Genomic DNA, 15,158 nt, shown 5'->3' with positions numbered 1-15,158 from the left:
AGAATTTCGTACCTGCACACGAGGCCGTCATGACTTCCGAGTTGTCCGAAAAGACCGTGCTGCGCAGCCGACTTCTAACCGCCCGCGCCGCACTGACCCCCGCATTCCTCGTGGATTCGGCCGAATCCCTCGCCCGGCACGGCATGGAACTGGCCGAGCTCGCCGAGGCCGCCACCGTCGCCGCCTATGTGTCGGTGGGCCGCGAACCGGGCACCCGCGCGCTGCTCGACACCCTCCACGCGCGCGGGGTGCGGGTCCTGCTCCCCGTCCTGCTGCCCGACAACGACCTGGACTGGGCGGCGTACGAGGGACCCGGGGCGCTGACGAAGGCCGGCCGCGGCCTCCTCGAACCGACCGGGCCCCGGCTCGGCCCCGAGGCGGTGTGCGCCGCCGACGCCGTGCTGCTGCCCGGTCTCGCCGTCGACGGGCGCGGGATGCGGCTCGGGCGGGGCGGCGGCTCGTACGACCGGGTCCTCGCCCGGCTCGCGCGCGCGGGCGTGGATCCGGCCCTGGTGGTGCTCCTCTACGCGGACGAGGTGGTCGCCCGGGTCCCGGAGGAACCGCACGACCACCCCGTGCACGCGGTGGTGACCCCGGAGGGGGTCACCCGTTTCCCAGGCCCTACGGCTTGAGGACCAGCGTGTCCTTCGCCGCCGCGTCGACCGCGGCCTTGCCGTAGGCCCAGTCGTACAGCTCGCCCTTCGCCCAGGCGTCCGTCTGGTCCGTGTAGTTCGAGTGGAAGGCGTGGCCGGAGGCGCCGGTCAGGTTGACCCACCGGGACCTGTCCCAGTCGCCGACGTTGACGACCATCCGCATCGACGGCACCCAGATGACCTCGTAGCCGCCGGCCGCGTTCCAGCCGGTGGCGTCGACGGCCGCCTCGCCGCCGCCCAGGTTCCACGGGCCGCGGTTGAGGAGCTTCTGCACGACGCCGGGGCCGGCGGTGCCGAGGGTCTGGTTCTTCAGGGTCAGCTGGTGCAGCCGGCCCCAGCTCCAGGTGGAGACGTCCTTGCCGAGCTTGGCGGTCAGCTCCCAGCGGGCGTCCTTCATGGCGCGGGCGAGCAGCTGGTCACGGGTCTCGGTGGGCGGGTCCAGACGGTTGCCGGGGGTGGTCCACCACTCGTTCTTCTCCTGCTTGAGGAGCGGTCGGACCACCTCGTACCAGCGGTCGCCGCCGTCGGGCTGCGCCGAGTCGGGGTCGCGCTCGCCGCACTCGCGGACGAGCTTGTTCTGCTCGTCGACGGGACCGGTGGCCTCGGCCGGGCGGACGTTGATGCAGTCGCCCTCGGCGCGCAGCTCCTTGGGCAGCTTGTTGCCGAAGGCGAGCTTGAGGACGTTGCGCCAGACCGCGTTGAAGTAGGCGGCGGCGGCCGAGTCGGGCTCCTGGGTGTAGTCCCAGCCCTCCAGGAGCTTCTGCGCCTCGCGGACGTACGGGTCGGAGACGTCGATCTTCAGCAGCAGCGGGTTGAGCAGCGTCGCGATCTCGCTGCGGTTGTCCGTCTGCATGGTCCGCATGTCGTCCGGCGAGATCTTGCCGCCGTCCTTGGTCTTCGACTCGATGAGGTCGTTGATCCGCTGGCTGCGCGAGCCGTAGCCCCAGTCCTTGGTGAGCAGGTCGGGGTAGGTCTTGTCGTCGACGACGGCCTGGTTGGCGGTGACGATGTAGCCGCGCGCCGGGTTCTCCTCGTACGGCAGCTTCTCGAAGGGGACGTAGCCCTTCCACCGGTACGAGGAGTCCCAGCCGGGGGCGGGCAGGGTGCCGTCGCCCTTGGTCCGCTGCGGGATCTTGCCGGGCGACTGGTAGCCGATGTTGCCGTCGGTGTCGGCGTAGATCAGGTTCTGGGACGGGACCTCGAAGTTCTTCGCGGCGGCCCGGAAGGCGGTGAAGTCCTTGGCGCGGTCGATCGCGAAGATCGCGTCCATCGACCTGCCCGGCTGGAGGGCGGTCCACTGGAGGGAGACGCCGTAGCCGGTGCCGCGGTCGGGGGCGGCGTTGCCGACGGGGGCCTTCTGGCCGACGGTCTCCAGCTCGGAGGAGCGGTCGGAGACGAGCGGGCCGTGGCCGGTGGAGCGGACGGTGATCTTGCGGTCGGCGCCGCCGGCGACCTTGATGGTCTCCTCGCGGCTGACGAACGGCTTGACCTTGCCGTCGACGAGGTAGCCGTCGGGGCCGATCTTCTCCAGGTAGAGGTCGGTCACGTCGGCGCCGAGGTTGGTGAGGCCCCAGGCGATCTTGTCGTTGTGGCCGATGATCACGCCGGGCATGCCGGAGAAGGTGTAGCCGGCGACGTCGTAGCGGCAGGTCGCCGAGACCGAGCGGCAGTGCAGGCCCATCTGGTACCAGAGGGACGGCAGCTGGGGCGCGAGGTGCGGGTCGTTGGCGAGCAGCGGCTTGCCGGAGGTGGTGAGCCGGCCGGAGACGACCCAGGAGTTCGAGCCGATGCCGTTGCCGTTGGGGCCGAGCAGGGCGGGGACGGTGTCGAGGACCTCGGAGAGCGCGCCGAGCTGGGAGGAGACGCCGCCGGTGGAGCCCGTGGAGCCGGTGGAGCCCGTGGAGCTGGAGGAGCCCGTGGAGCTGGAGGAGCCCGTGGAGCCGGTGCCACCGGGGCCGGTGCCCGGGGTGTCCCCGGTGGTCGTCCCGTCGCCCTCGGTCGCCTCGCCCTTCGGGTCGAACTTCCCGTCGTCGCCGACCGTGCCCTTGTCGACGATCGGCTGGTGGAGCGCGTACGGGTACTCCGGGTACAGCTGCTTGATCTGCTTCGTGCTCAGCCGGCTCGTCATCAGCGAGCGGTCGATCTCGTCCTGCATGTTGCCGCGCAGGTCCCAGGCCATGGCCTTGAGCCAGGCCACCGAGTCGACCGGGCTCCACGGCTCGATCGTGTAGTCGCCGGTGAGGGCGAGCGCCGCGTACTCGACGGAGACGTCCTTCGGGGCGCGGTCCTTCAGGTAGGCGTTGACGCCGTCGGCGTACGCCTGGAGGTACTTCTTCGTCTCCGGCGACAGGACCTTGTCGTACTCCTCCTGCGCGACCCGGCGCCAGCCGAGGGTGCGCAGGAAGGCGTCGGTGTCGACCTGGCTCTCGCCGAACATCTCGGAGAGGCGGCCCGCGGTCACGTGCCGGCGGACGTCCATCTCGTAGAACCGGTCCTGCGCCTGGACGTAGCCCTGGGCGCGGAAGAGGTCCGTCTCGCTGTCGGCGTAGACCTGCGGGACGCCGTTCGCGTCCCGCTTCACCTCGACGTCGGCGGAGAGGTTGTCGAGGCGGATCTCGCCGGTCGTCTGCGGGAACGAGGCCCGGACGGTGCTGACCCCCCAGTACCCGCCGAAGCCGATGCCCGCGACCAGTGCGAGGACCAGGACGAGGAGGAGCAGGCGGGCACGCCGCCCTTTCTTCTTGGCGGTCTTCTTGCCGGGGGGCGCGGTCGTGTTGGAGGGCATCGCTGTCCTTCGAGGGGCAGGGTGGTCCTGGAGTACGGGAGCAACCTTAGGCGCAGCGTCCGGACGGCCCGGACGCGGTGTCAGGAAGAGAACCGTACTGGTGAGCGAGGAGACGCAAAGGGCGCGTCAAGAAAGCGTTAAAGATTAGGTAAGGTAACGAAGTACCGGCCGCTGGAGGAACGATCCAGCCGCACGTGAGGGAAGGAACGGCCACTGACTGTCCACCAGCTCAACGAACTCCTGCTCGTCTGCTCCCTCGTCCTGCTCGTGGCCGTCGCGGCCGTGCGGATCTCCTCCCGGAGCGGGCTCCCCAGCCTGCTGCTCTACCTGGGCATCGGCGTCGCCATCGGCCAGGACGGCATCGGCAACGTCGCCTTCGACAACGCGGAACTGACGCAGGTCATCGGCTACGCCGCCCTCGTCGTGATCCTCGCCGAGGGTGGTCTCGGCACGAAGTGGAAGGAGATCAAGCCGGCGCTGCCCGCCGCGGTCGTCCTCTCCACCGTCGGCGTCGCCGTCAGCGTCGGCGTCACCGCCGCCGGCGCCCACTACCTCGTCGGCCTCGACTGGCGGCAGGCCCTGATCATCGGCGCCGTCGTCTCCTCCACCGACGCCGCCGCGGTCTTCTCCGTGCTGCGCAAGGTGCCCCTCCCCTCACGGGTCACCGGTGTCCTGGAGGCCGAGTCCGGCTTCAACGACGCCCCCGTCGTCATCCTCGTCGTCGCCTTCTCCACCGCCGGACCCGTCGACCACTGGTACCTCCTGGTCGGCGAGATAGCCCTCGAACTCGCCATCGGCGTCGCCGTCGGCCTCGCCGTCGGCTTCCTCGGCTCCTACGGACTGCGGCACGTCGCCCTGCCCGCCTCCGGCCTGTACCCGATCGCCGTCATGGCCATCGCCGTCGTCGCGTACGCCGCCGGCGCCATGGCCCACGGCTCCGGCTTCCTCGCCGTCTACCTGGCCTCGATGGTCCTCGGCAACGCCAAGCTGCCCCACGCTCCCGCGAACCGCGGCTTCGCCGAGGGACTCGGCTGGATCGCGCAGATCGGCATGTTCGTCCTGCTCGGCCTGCTCGTCACCCCGCACGAGCTCGTCCACGACTTCTGGCCCGCCGTCGTCATCGGCCTCGTCCTGACGGTGGTCGCGCGGCCCATGGAGGTCCTGGTCAGCCTGCTGCCCTTCCGGATCCCCTGGCAGGAGCAGGCCCTGATGTCCTGGGCCGGCCTGCGCGGAGCCGTCCCCATCATCCTCGCCACCATCCCGATGGTGACGAAGGTCGAGGGCAGCGAACGGATCTTCAACATCGTCTTCGTCCTCGTCGTCGTCTACACCCTCGTCCAGGGCCCGACGCTGCCCTGGCTGGCGAAGGCCCTCAAGCTGGGCGACCCCGCCGAGGCCGCCGACCTCGGCGTCGAGTCCGCCCCGCTGGAGCGGCTGCGCGGACACCTGCTCTCCGTCGCCATCCCCGAGGGCTCCCGGATGCACGGCGTCGAGGTCGCCGAGCTGCGCCTCCCCGCCGGGGCCGCGGTCACCCTCGTCGTACGGGAGGACGCCAGCTTCGTGCCGGGGCCCGCGACCGTCCTGCGGCACGGCGACGAACTGCTCGTCGTCGCCACCGACCCGGTGCGCGACGCGACCGAGCGACGGCTGCGGGCCGTCGGCCAGGGCGGCAAGCTCGCCGGCTGGCTCGGCACCGGCGGCGCGACGGCGGCCTCGACGCCGGCCGCCACGGGACGGTTCCACCTGCCGGGGAGCGACCGCCGTAAGGAAACCTAGGGTTAATCCCAGGCATTAATTGGGGTGCGGGAGCGTTTTCCCAGGCGGGAAGACGCTCTTCCCTGTACCATGAAGGCACACCTGATCGAACCAACTCTGCCTGACGCAGAGCTGGCGCGACCGTATGGCGGCCGTGGCGCCCCTCCGCAGTGGGGCCGGCCCGGTATCTACCGCAGTAACGCGCATGAGGACAGCTCTCGGCGACACCCGCACCACCGTGCAGGGGGCGCGCTACCAGGCGGCAGAAAGGCAAGGACCGTGGCGTCCACGGTCATCACGGACAAGCGACCCGGCTACGGGCAGCTGCTGCGCACACCCGGCGCGCTGTCCTTCCTGCTCCCCGGCTTCGCCGCACGGCAGCCCTTCGCGATGCTGACCATCGGCATCGTCCTGCTCGTGCAGCACACCACCGGCTCCTTCGGCAGCGCCGGCGCGGTCGCCGCCGTCACCGGCGTCTCCATGGCGCTCTTCGCCCCCCAGAGCGGCAAGCTCGCCGACCGCTTCGGCCAGCGCGCCGTCCTGGTCCCCGGCGTCCTCGTCCACGCCGCCGCCGTCTCCCTGCTGGTCGTGCTCGCGCTGGCCGGCGCCCCGCTGTGGGCGCTGTTCCTGGCCGCGATCCCCGCCGGCGCCTCCGTCCCCCAGGTCGGACCGATGGTCCGGGCCCGCTGGGCCGCCAAGCTGGACGGCACCCCGCTGATGCCGACGGCCGCCGCCTTCGAGTCCGTCACGGACGAGTTCACCTTCGTCGTCGGCCCCGTCCTCGCCACCGCCCTGTGCACCGGCGTCCACCCGGCCGCCGGCCTGATCGCCGAGGCCGCCCTCACCCTCGTCGGCGGCCTGTTCTTCGCCGCGCAGCGCGCCACCCAGCCCGCGTACGGCCTGACCGCCGTCGGCGGCCGGCACGGCGGCGAGCCCCACCGCTCCGCCCTGTCCGTCCCCGGCGTCCGCGTCCTGATCGTCGCCTTCCTCGGCATCGGCTCCGTCTTCGGCGGCATGCAGGTCTCTCTCACCGCCTTCACCGAGGAGATCGGCAACCCCGGCGCCAACGGCCTGCTGTACGGCGTCTTCGCCGCCGGCAACATGCTCGCGGGCATCGCCATGGGCGCCGTCGCCTGGAAGACCGGCCCCCGCCGCCGCCTGATCACGGGCTACGCGGGCCTCACCGTCGCCGCCTCCCTGCTGTGGACCGCGCACTCGGTGCTGCTCCTCGGCGCCCTGGGCCTGGTCGTCGGCCTGTGCATCGCGCCCGCCCTGATCACCGGCTACACCATCGTCGAGACCCTGATCCCGGCCTCGGCCCGTACCGAGGCCTTCACCTGGCTCACCGGCGCCGTCGCGCTCGGCCAGGCCGCGGCCGTCACGGTCGCCGGCCGCCTCGCCGACGCACACGGCGCGAGCACCGGATTCCTGGTGCCGATGGCGGGCACGGCCCTCGCCCTGACCACACTGCTCGCCCTGCGCTCGCGGCTGAAGCCGCGCGAGGCGAGCCGGGTCGCGGCACGTGGTGTCGGTCACCGCGTGCCGGTGACGGTGGACTGATCCCACGGAATACGTCAGTATGGATCGTCGTTAGCACTCGATGAGTGTGAGTGCCAGGAGGAAGTCAAGTGCCGACCTACCAGTACCAGTGCACCGAGTGCGGCGAAGGCCTCGAGGCGGTGCAGAAGTTCACCGATGACGCCCTGACCGTGTGCCCCAGCTGCCAGGGACGCCTGAAGAAGGTGTTCTCGGCCGTCGGCATCGTCTTCAAGGGCTCCGGCTTCTACCGGAACGACAGCCGCGGCTCGTCGTCCAGCAGCTCGCCGGCCTCGTCGAAGTCCTCGACCGCGTCGTCCTCGTCTTCGTCGTCCTCCTCGGACGCGAAGCCGGCCGCGTCGACCGCTTCCTCCTCCTCGACGTCTTCGTCGAGCACCGGAAGCTCGGCCGCCTGACCCGCTCTTCCCCGAGGGCCCCGTCGCCGTGCGCGACGGGGCCCTCGGTGTTTTCGTACGCCCCGCGCGGACGCCGCGCGGCGGGCCCTCGGTGTTCTCGGGGGTTCTCGGTGGTGCGGCGGGGTCTCGGTGTCTCCACGGTGCGAGCGGGCCCTCCGTGTTTCCGCGCGGCCCGTACAGACGCCTTACGGCGGGCCCTCGGCGTTTCCGCGCGTCCTGCGTAGGGTGACGGGCATGGCCAACCATGACGTGTACGCGGACATCGGCGTGATCGGCGGCTCCGGGTTCTACTCGTTCCTGGAAGACGTCACCGAGGTGTCCGTCGACACCCCGTACGGCAGCCCCAGCGACTCCCTCTTCCTCGGCGAGATCGCCGGCCGGCGGGTCGCCTTCCTCCCCCGGCACGGCCGCGGCCACACCGTCCCGCCGCACCGGATCAACTACCGCGCCAACCTCTGGGCGCTGCGCTCCGTGGGCGTGCGCCAGGTCCTCGGGCCCTGTGCCGTGGGCGGGCTGCGCGAGGAGTACGGGCCGGGCACGCTCGTCGTGCCCGACCAGCTGGTCGACCGCACGAGGACCCGGGTCCAGACCTACTTCGACGGGGAACGGCGGGCCGACGGGGCCGTGCCGAACGTCGTCCACGTGACCTTCGCCGACCCCTACTGCCCGGACGGACGGCGGGTCGCGGTCAAGGCCGCCCGGGGACGGGGCTGGGAACCCGTCGACGGCGGCACGATGGTCGTCGTCGAGGGCCCCCGCTTCTCCACCCGCGCCGAGTCGCGGTGGCACGCCGCCGCCGGCTGGTCCGTCGTCGGCATGACCGGCCACCCCGAGGCCGTCCTCGCCCGCGAGCTGGGCCTCTGCTACACCTCGCTCGCGCTCGTCACCGACCTGGACGCGGGCGCCGAGACCGGCGACGGCGTCTCCCACACCGAGGTGCTGCGGGTCTTCGGCGAGAACGTGGGGCGGCTGCGGGAGGTGCTCTTCGACGCCGTCGGGGCACTGCCGGCGACCATGGACCGGGACTGCCTGTGCACACGGGCGCACGACGGCTGGGACCTGGGGATCGAGCTGCCGTGAACACCCCCTGAGACGGGCCGTGAACCACCGCCGGGGGCTGAGGTGAATCACCCCTGAGGGTGAGGAGGTTGTCCACAGGCACGGGGTGATCCCCAGGCCGGAGCGGGACGGTGGCGGAGTCGGGAGAGTGGGGGGCACATCCCGTTCCGACCAGGACAGGCGGTACCCCGCATGACGACCACCCTCTCCTCCTCCGTCCCCGCCCCCTGCACGGTCCCGGCCTTCGAGCCGCTACGGGTCCGGGGCGCCCGGCACCGACTGCGCCGGGCGCTCCGGCGCGGACGGCGCGCGCCGGCGCTGCTCCTGGCCCTGACCGCGGCCGCGCTGGCCGCCGCGGCGACGGGGACGGGGTCCTCCCGTGAGGAGCCGCTGCGGGCGGCGGCGACCGCCCGTGCGCGGCCGCCCGCCGCCGTGCCCCTGGTGTCCGCGCCGGTACGGATCGCCGACGCCGCGACCGTGCGGCTGCTGCGGCCCGGCGACCGGGTCGACGTGATCGCCGCGCCCCCTCCGACGCCGGGCGGGGAGAGCGAGGCCCGGGTGGTCGCCAGGGGCGCCCGGGTGGCCGCGGTGCCACGGCCGGACGCGAGCCGGGCGGACGGGACCCGGGTGGACGGAGGGGCGCTCGTCGTCCTGTCCGTGCCGCGGTCGGCGGCGGCGGAGCTGGCGGGTGCCGGTGTCACGTCCCAACTGGCGGTGACGGTGTGTTGATTCGCACTGACTCGCTGTCAAGTCACCGTCCCGTGTGTACGGATTGGACGGCCCTGCGCCGCTCACGGCCTAATGGCTCCGCACACAGCGGTACACGCGACATCACACGCGACGAAAGGCATCCCCGTGGCCGAGAAGAAGGAAACTCTGCTGGGAGGCTTCAAGGCCTTCCTGATGCGCGGCAACGTGATCGACCTGGCGGTGGCGGTCGTCATCGGTGCCGCCTTCACGAACATCGTGAACTCGGTGGTCAAGGGAATCATCAACCCGCTCGTCGGCGCCTTCGGCACGAAGGACCTGGAAGGCTACGCGTCCTGCCTCAAGGACCCCTGCAAGGTGGTCAACGGCGAGATGCAGGGCATCCAGATCCAGTGGGGCCTGGTCCTCAGCGCGGTGCTGAGCTTCCTGATCACCGCGGCCGTCGTCTACTTCCTCATGGTCCTGCCGATGGCGAAGATCCTCGCCAAGCGCGCCGCGCACGACAAGGCGAGGGAGGGCGTCGAGGAGGTCATGGAGGTCAGCGAGCTGGAGGTGCTCAAGGAGATCCGCGACCACCTGGTCGCCCAGCGCGGCCCCGTGAACAACACCCACCCGGGCTCCGCGGTCTCCGGCGGCGGGGCCGCGGGGGCGCACTCCACCTCCTGACCGGCGCGGGCCGGTTTCAGAGGTGGTGCGGCGGCTTCTCGTCGAGGAAGCGCGCGAGGTCGGCGGCGCTGTCGCCGCCGGCCGGAGGCCGCTCGCCCCACCCGCGGTCCGTGTCGTCCGCGGATTGCCGGTCCAGCGGATCGTCGAAGACGAGTGCCGGCTTCGGAGTGCTCTCGGAATGGGTGCCGGTCCGCTTCGCGTCTCGCGGTCCGTGGGCGGGGGCGGTGCTCATCTCTTCAGGGTACGCCCGCTCACCCGCCCCGCACCCCCCCTGATCAGCGGTCCTTCGGATCGATCAGCCACAGCCCCAGCACCACCAGGAACGACAGGACGAGGAAGCCCGCGCCCCACCAGGCGGTGCCGGTGTCGCCCGCCATCCACTCGTCCACCACGATCGTCAGGCCCCACAGCTGGCCGATGACGACCGTGAGCGCCAGCGCGAGGCGGGCCGAGAGCTTCGAGGAGCGTTCCGGCTCCTGTTCGGTCCCCGCCCCGGGGCCCGGCCCGGTGTGCCGGATCCGGGGGTCGCCGTAGCCGCTGGTGGGCCGGATCTGGGGATAGCGCTCGTGCACGGGCCGGTTCAGACGGGGCTGCGCGCTTCCGGGGGTGTACGCGGGCGGCCGCGGGTGCGCCGCCGGGCCCGGGGCCCTCGACGCCGCCGGGTCCGGGGCCTGCGGGGCCCTCGTCGCCCCCGGATCCGGGGCCTCGGGGTCCCGGGGGAACGCGCTCTCGCTCATGTCCGCTCACTCCTCTCGGACCGGCCGGGCGCCTCCGGGGCGCCGCCGCCCTCCAGCCGGGCGCAGAGCGGGCCGCCCGCGCCGCGCTCGCGGCAGTAGCCCTCCTGGAGGGTCTCGCCGGAGCGGGCGGTGCCGACGGCCCACACGGAGCCGTCGGGCTGCTCGACGAGGATCACCTTCGGCAGCCCCCGAGGGGGCGGGCCTGCGGTGACCTCTCCCGTACGGGCGTCGAAGACCCCCTCGTGGCAGGGGCAGTACAGCTCGCCCTCGCTCCCCCGGTCCTTGCGCCAGAGCACGGCGCAGGCGAGGTGGGTGCAGACGGCGGAGTAGCCGGCGAGGGTGCCGTCCTCCATGCGGACGGCGATCGCCCGGTCCTCGTCGCCGGGGTAGCGGAAGGCGAGGGACTCGCCCGGTTCGATCCGGTCGGCGACCTTCCTGAGCGGGGGGACGCCCTCGCTGTCGCCGTGCCGGTGCAGGATGCCGGAGGCGACGCCGATGCCGCCGACGGCGAGGCCGCCGGAGACGGTGGCGACGATCCGCAGGTAGTCGCGGCGGGTGGTGAGGGAGTCGGCGGCGATCCGGTCGTGGAGTGCTTCCTGGGCCGCGTCGGCGCGGACGCCCGGCGCGGGCGGCTCGGGGTCGGTGACGCTCAACGGACGCCCTCCCGTCGCCCGCCGCCACCCTTGTTCCGGTTCGCTTCGCTCACATCCCTTCCGTTGATCTCGACGACGGGGAGGCCGCCGGGCACCGGCCACTGGACCTTGTCGGCGGGGACGACCATCGCCACTCCGGTGGAGACGGTGGTGGTGCCGAAGGTGAAGGAGTCGGCGACCTGGACGCCGGGGCGTTCGGCGCGGAGCTCGTCGAGGGTCCCGTAGAAGAGGGCGCCGGTGGGGCAGACGGTGGCGCACATGGGGGCGAGGCCGTAGGCGGTGCGGTCGTAGCAGAGGTTGCACTTCATCTGGAGCTTCGCCTGGAGGTCGATCTTGGGGACGCCGAAGGGGCAGGCGTTGACGCAGTTGGCGCAGCCGATGCAGCGGGTGGTGTCGGCCTGCTGCACGACGCCGTCGGCGGTGACGAGGATCGCGTCGGCGGGGCAGACCTCGGCGCAGGGGGCGACCGGGTCCTCGCAGTGCATGCAGACGGTGGGGAGGGAGGCGACGGAGTGGCCCTCGTCGGGGTAGTCGAGGTGGATCATCGACCTGCCCCGGTGCGAGTCGCATTCGCGGCAGGCGGAGACGCAGGCCTGGCAGCCGATGCAGCGGCCCGGGTCGATGAAGATCGTGCGGCCCATCATGTGCGGGTCAGCTCCTCTCCGCGGTGCCGCGGCCCTGGGGGGAGGTGGGGGGCAGCGGGTCGGCGCGGGAGACCTGGGTCTCCGGGTAGGCCTGCCGTCCGGGGGCGGTGGGCGGGGCGGGGACCTCGTCGACGCGTTCGGCGGCCTCGATGCGGGCGGCGCACACCTTGTACTCGGGAATCTTGGAGCGCGGGTCGAGGGCGTCGATGGTGAGGGCGTTCGCCGCCGTGGGGACGGGCCAGTGGTACGGCACGAAGACGGTGTCGGGGCGGATGGCGTCGGTGACGAGGGCGGGGAAGACCTCGCTGCCGCGGCGGGTGACGACGCGGACGGGGTCGCCGTTGCGGAAGCCGTGCGAGGGGTGGACCTCGACCCAGGGGCGGGGGGTCTGTTCGACGAGGGCGCCGAGGCGGCGGGTCTGGTTGCCGGAGAGGAAGTGGGCGACGGTGCGGCCGGTGGTGAGCGAGAGGGGGTACTCGTCGCTGTACGGGTCCATGGGCGGGTGCCATTCGACGACCTGCATGTGGACCTTGCCGTCGGGGTGGTAGGTGCGGCCGTCCTCGAAGAGCCGCGGGGTGCCGGGGTGCTCGGTGGTCGGGCAGGGCCAGGCGATGCCTCCGGTCTCCTCCAGGCGCTCGTACGTGATGCCGTAGTAGTCGTTGACGGTTCCGGCGGAGGCGATGCGGAGCTCCTCGAAGACGGAGCGGGAGTCGGGGAAGGCGAACTTGTCCCCGGCGCCGAGCCGCTTGGCCAGTTCGCAGATGACCCAGGTGTCGGTGCGGACGCCGGCCGGTGGCTCCTGGGCCTTGTTGTGCTTGACGACCCGGGCCTCGGCGTTGGCCATGACGCCCTCGTCCTCGGCCCACACGGTGACAGGGAAGACCACGTGGGCGTTGGCGGCGGTCTCGGAGAGGAAGAAGTCGAACTGGGCGTGGAATTCGAGGGCGTCGTAGCCGTCCTTGACGGTGGCGTGGTTCGGGAGGGAGACGAAGGGGTTGTTGCAGATGCCGACGAGGCCGCGGATCTCCTTCCGCTGCATCTGCCAGACCATCTCCATCATGGAGGTGCCGGCGGGCGGGAGTTCGGCCTCGTCGATGCCCCAGATCTCGCAGATCTGGCGGCGGTGCTCGGGGTCGGTGATGGAGCGGCCGCCGGGGAGGAGGTCGGACTTCTGGCCGTGTTCGCGGCCGCCCTGGCCGTTGCCCTGGCCGGTGATGGTGCCGTAGCCGGCGCCGGGCCTGCCGATGTTCCCGGTGGCGACGCACAGGTTGATGATGCTGAGGCAGTTCTCGACGCCCTGGGAGTGGTGCTCGACGCCGCGGGCGTGCCAGGCCATGGCCTTGCCCGCGCCGGCGAACATGCGGGCGACCTGGACGATCTGCTCCTCGGGGACGCCGCAGATCTCGGCCGCGCGGGCGGGCGGACAGTCGGCGACGGCCTTCCTGACCTCGTCCCAGCCGGTGGTGCGGTCCGCGAGGCAGGCCTCGTCGGTGAGGCCCTCGGCGACGACGACGTGCAGGACGGCGTTGAAGAAGGCCGAGTCGGTGCCGGGCTTGAGGGCGACGTGGACGTCGGCGGTGCGGGCGATCGCCGTCTCGCGGGGGTCGACGACGATGAGGGTGGCGCCCCGGTCGCGGGCTCCCCACAGGTACTGGGTCATGACGGGGAAGCATTCGCCGACGTTGGAGCCGGCGATGAGGAGGCAGTCGGTGAGGAGGATGTCGGAGAAGGGGTTGCCGGCGCGGTCGATGCCGAAGGCGAGCTTGTTGGCTCCGGCGGCGGAGACCATGCAGAGGCGGCCGTTGTAGTCGACGTGCCGGGTCTTGAGGGCGACGCGGGCGAACTTGCCGACGAGATAGGTCTTCTCGGAGAAGAGGCTGGCGCCGCCGAGGAGTCCGAAGGAGTCGTTGCCGTACGCGCTCTGGATGCGGCGGATCTCGGCGGCGGTGTGGTCGAGGGCCTCCTCCCAGCCGACCTCGCGGAACTCCTCGTCGCGGTTGCGGCGCAGGAGGGGCGCGGTGAGCCGGTCGGGGTGGTTGACCTGCTGGTAGGCGTTGATGCCCTTGGGGCAGAGCCGCATCCGGTTGATGTCGTGGTTGCGGGGTTCGACGCCGAAGACCTTGCCGTGGTGGTCGACGCGGAGGTACATGCCGCACTGGACGCCGCAGAAGCAGCAGTGGGTGGGGACGAGGGTCTCGCCGTTCTGGTCGGCGTGCCAGCGGTCGGCGGGGATGCCTCCGGCGTCGCGGAACCGGCGGGTGCCGGGCGGGGCGAGGGACGGGTCGAGCGGCAGCGGCCGGCCGGGGGTGGTCGCGGGGTCGGTCGCGGTCACTTGAAGCCCTTCTTCACGTGGTCGAGGTAGGCGGTGCCGCGCAGGACCCGCTTGCAGCGGGGGCAGTACTCGGCCCACTCGTCGAAGCCGAGGTCGAGGTCGCGCATGGTGCCCCGCAGGTTCGCCACGTACGGGGCGGTGTCGATGGGTTCCTGGCAGCGGCGGCAGGCGAGGACCTCGGTCTCGTCCCGGCGGCGGGAGGTGTACTTGAAGAGCTGCATGCCGACCGCGGCGGGCCGCTGGACGATGTGGAAGAACTTCCCGAAGGGGATGTAGATCAGGGTGAAGACGACGGACACCATGTGGAGGACGGCGAGGAACTCGTAGCCGCCGCCGTGCAGGAAGATCGACGAGAAGGTCAGCAGCAGGCCGGTCACCGAGACGACGACGAGGGCGATCAGCGGCACCAGGTCGTAGGCGAAGCGCTGGCCGGTGACGGCGCCCCGGTCCCTCATGCGGCGCCAGAGGAAGTAGGCGGCGCCGGCGATGACGAGGACGGCGGCGATGTCGAGGCCGTGGAACATGAGCCAGCCGGGCACACTGAGGGAGTCGAATCCGATGATCTTGAAGCCCCAGATCCGCATCTCGTAGCCGGGGCCCGAGCCGGTGGCGGAGGTGAAGGTGAACCAGCCCCAGGTGAGCGGGAAGGTGATCGCCGCTGCCAGCAGACAGCCCCAGAAGACGAGCTGGTGGGCGGCCCAGCGGGCGTGCGAGCGGGCGCCGAGGAACTTCTGGAAGCCCAGGTAGGTGGCGATCATCCTCGGCAGGGCGGTGGGTGCCCTGCGGAAGTTCGCGGCGGAGAAGAAGGAGCGCCAGCCCTGCCGGAAGAGGCGGCGGGCGCCGGGCGCGGAGATCCAGACCGTGTAGCGGTGGGCGACGCCGAAGGCGAGGAAGACGGTGGCCACGGCGTAGGGCAGGAGGGCCGAGTCGAAGTCGCGGAGCAGGCGGCTGCCGAAGACGATCGCGAGGATCAGCAGGGCGGAGACGGCGGCGCCGGCGAGGGCGGCGCGGCGACGCACGGCGGCCGGGGTCCGGGGCGCGGGGCCGTCGACCGCCGTGGCGCCGGGCGCGGGGCCCGGGTCGGGGGCGAGGGCCGAGCCGGACGTGGAGGTCGGCTCGGCTGTCTGCGGTGGCTCGGTCACGCCGCCACGGTAAAGCCGTATGACCTGCTTGGTCCTGTTTTGACTGCCCCGAGGGTGATGGGCCGGCCGGAC

At 72.1% G+C, this 15,158-nt stretch carries 14 protein-coding genes; 7 read left to right on the top strand and 7 right to left on the bottom strand.

Features of this window, described 5'->3' with window-relative positions; genetic code table 11:
• Positions 1–29 precede the first annotated feature (29 nt).
• Complete coding sequence (locus tag ACIGW4_RS21615; protein WP_399582356.1) at positions 30–632, top strand: 5-formyltetrahydrofolate cyclo-ligase; 603 nt, start codon at positions 30–32, stop codon at positions 630–632.
• Here the strand turns inward: ACIGW4_RS21615 and ACIGW4_RS21610 are convergent.
• Positions 622–3,438: a penicillin acylase family protein gene (locus ACIGW4_RS21610; RefSeq protein WP_399582353.1), complete on the bottom strand. Its 2,817-nt coding sequence runs from the start codon at positions 3,436–3,438 to the stop codon at positions 622–624. The genes ACIGW4_RS21615 and ACIGW4_RS21610 overlap by 11 nt on opposite strands.
• 213 nt (positions 3,439–3,651) lie before the next feature.
• Here ACIGW4_RS21610 and ACIGW4_RS21605 point away from each other — a divergent pair, with 213 nt between their 5' ends.
• The 6 genes from ACIGW4_RS21605 (at position 3,652) to mscL (ending at position 9,578) form a co-directional block, all read left to right on the top strand.
• Complete coding sequence (locus ACIGW4_RS21605; protein WP_398712443.1) at positions 3,652–5,214, top strand: potassium/proton antiporter; 1,563 nt, start codon at positions 3,652–3,654, stop codon at positions 5,212–5,214.
• Between the two features lie 258 nt (positions 5,215–5,472).
• Positions 5,473–6,753, top strand: coding sequence for an MFS transporter (locus ACIGW4_RS21600; RefSeq protein WP_399582351.1), 1,281 nt, complete (start codon positions 5,473–5,475; stop codon positions 6,751–6,753).
• A gap of 68 nt (positions 6,754–6,821) precedes the next feature.
• Positions 6,822–7,145, top strand: coding sequence for an FmdB family zinc ribbon protein (locus ACIGW4_RS21595; RefSeq protein ID WP_123459088.1), 324 nt, complete (start codon positions 6,822–6,824; stop codon positions 7,143–7,145).
• 234 nt (positions 7,146–7,379) lie between these two features.
• Positions 7,380–8,225, top strand: a complete 846-nt coding sequence (locus ACIGW4_RS21590; RefSeq protein ID WP_123459087.1) for an S-methyl-5'-thioadenosine phosphorylase — start codon at positions 7,380–7,382, stop codon at positions 8,223–8,225.
• Between the two features lie 171 nt (positions 8,226–8,396).
• The gene (locus ACIGW4_RS21585; protein ID WP_399582346.1) at positions 8,397–8,933 is read left to right on the top strand and encodes an RcpC/CpaB family pilus assembly protein; all 537 of its coding nucleotides are present in this window, start codon (positions 8,397–8,399) and stop codon (positions 8,931–8,933) included.
• A gap of 126 nt (positions 8,934–9,059) precedes the next feature.
• Entirely contained in the window at positions 9,060–9,578 is a 519-nt protein-coding gene (mscL, locus tag ACIGW4_RS21580) for a large conductance mechanosensitive channel protein MscL (RefSeq protein WP_260174849.1), read from the top strand.
• Between the two features lie 16 nt (positions 9,579–9,594).
• Here the strand turns inward: mscL and ACIGW4_RS21575 are convergent, their stop codons facing one another.
• The 6 genes from ACIGW4_RS21575 to ACIGW4_RS21550 are packed head-to-tail and all read right to left on the bottom strand — an operon-like array spanning position 9,595 to position 15,086.
• Positions 9,595–9,810 carry a hypothetical protein gene (locus ACIGW4_RS21575; protein ID WP_399582343.1) on the bottom strand — a complete coding sequence of 72 codons (216 nt, stop codon included), beginning with the start codon at positions 9,808–9,810 and terminating at the stop codon, positions 9,595–9,597.
• Between the two features lie 43 nt (positions 9,811–9,853).
• Positions 9,854–10,315 (bottom strand): hypothetical protein, encoded by a 462-nt coding sequence (locus ACIGW4_RS21570; protein ID WP_123459083.1) that lies wholly within the window; start codon positions 10,313–10,315, stop codon positions 9,854–9,856.
• Positions 10,312–10,968 carry a ubiquinol-cytochrome c reductase iron-sulfur subunit gene (locus ACIGW4_RS21565; RefSeq protein ID WP_123459082.1) on the bottom strand — a complete coding sequence of 219 codons (657 nt, stop codon included), beginning with the start codon at positions 10,966–10,968 and terminating at the stop codon, positions 10,312–10,314. The genes ACIGW4_RS21570 and ACIGW4_RS21565 overlap by 4 nt, the downstream gene beginning before the upstream one ends.
• Complete coding sequence (locus ACIGW4_RS21560) at positions 10,965–11,612, bottom strand: 4Fe-4S dicluster domain-containing protein (protein ID WP_123459081.1); 648 nt, start codon at positions 11,610–11,612, stop codon at positions 10,965–10,967. The genes ACIGW4_RS21565 and ACIGW4_RS21560 overlap by 4 nt, the downstream gene beginning before the upstream one ends.
• Positions 11,613–11,619: 7 nt before the next feature.
• Complete coding sequence (locus ACIGW4_RS21555; protein ID WP_399582339.1) at positions 11,620–13,944, bottom strand: molybdopterin oxidoreductase family protein; 2,325 nt, start codon at positions 13,942–13,944, stop codon at positions 11,620–11,622.
• Positions 13,941–15,086: an MFS transporter gene (locus ACIGW4_RS21550; RefSeq protein WP_399582337.1), complete on the bottom strand. Its 1,146-nt coding sequence runs from the start codon at positions 15,084–15,086 to the stop codon at positions 13,941–13,943. Before ACIGW4_RS21550 ends, ACIGW4_RS21555 begins: the two co-directional genes overlap by 4 nt.
• Positions 15,087–15,158 lie beyond the last annotated feature (72 nt).

The organism is Streptomyces sp. NPDC053513, from assembly GCF_044544765.1.
In the GTDB taxonomy this organism is placed as follows: domain Bacteria; phylum Actinomycetota; class Actinomycetes; order Streptomycetales; family Streptomycetaceae; genus Streptomyces; species Streptomyces litmocidini.
This window is presented reverse-complemented; position numbering and strand designations above follow the sequence as displayed.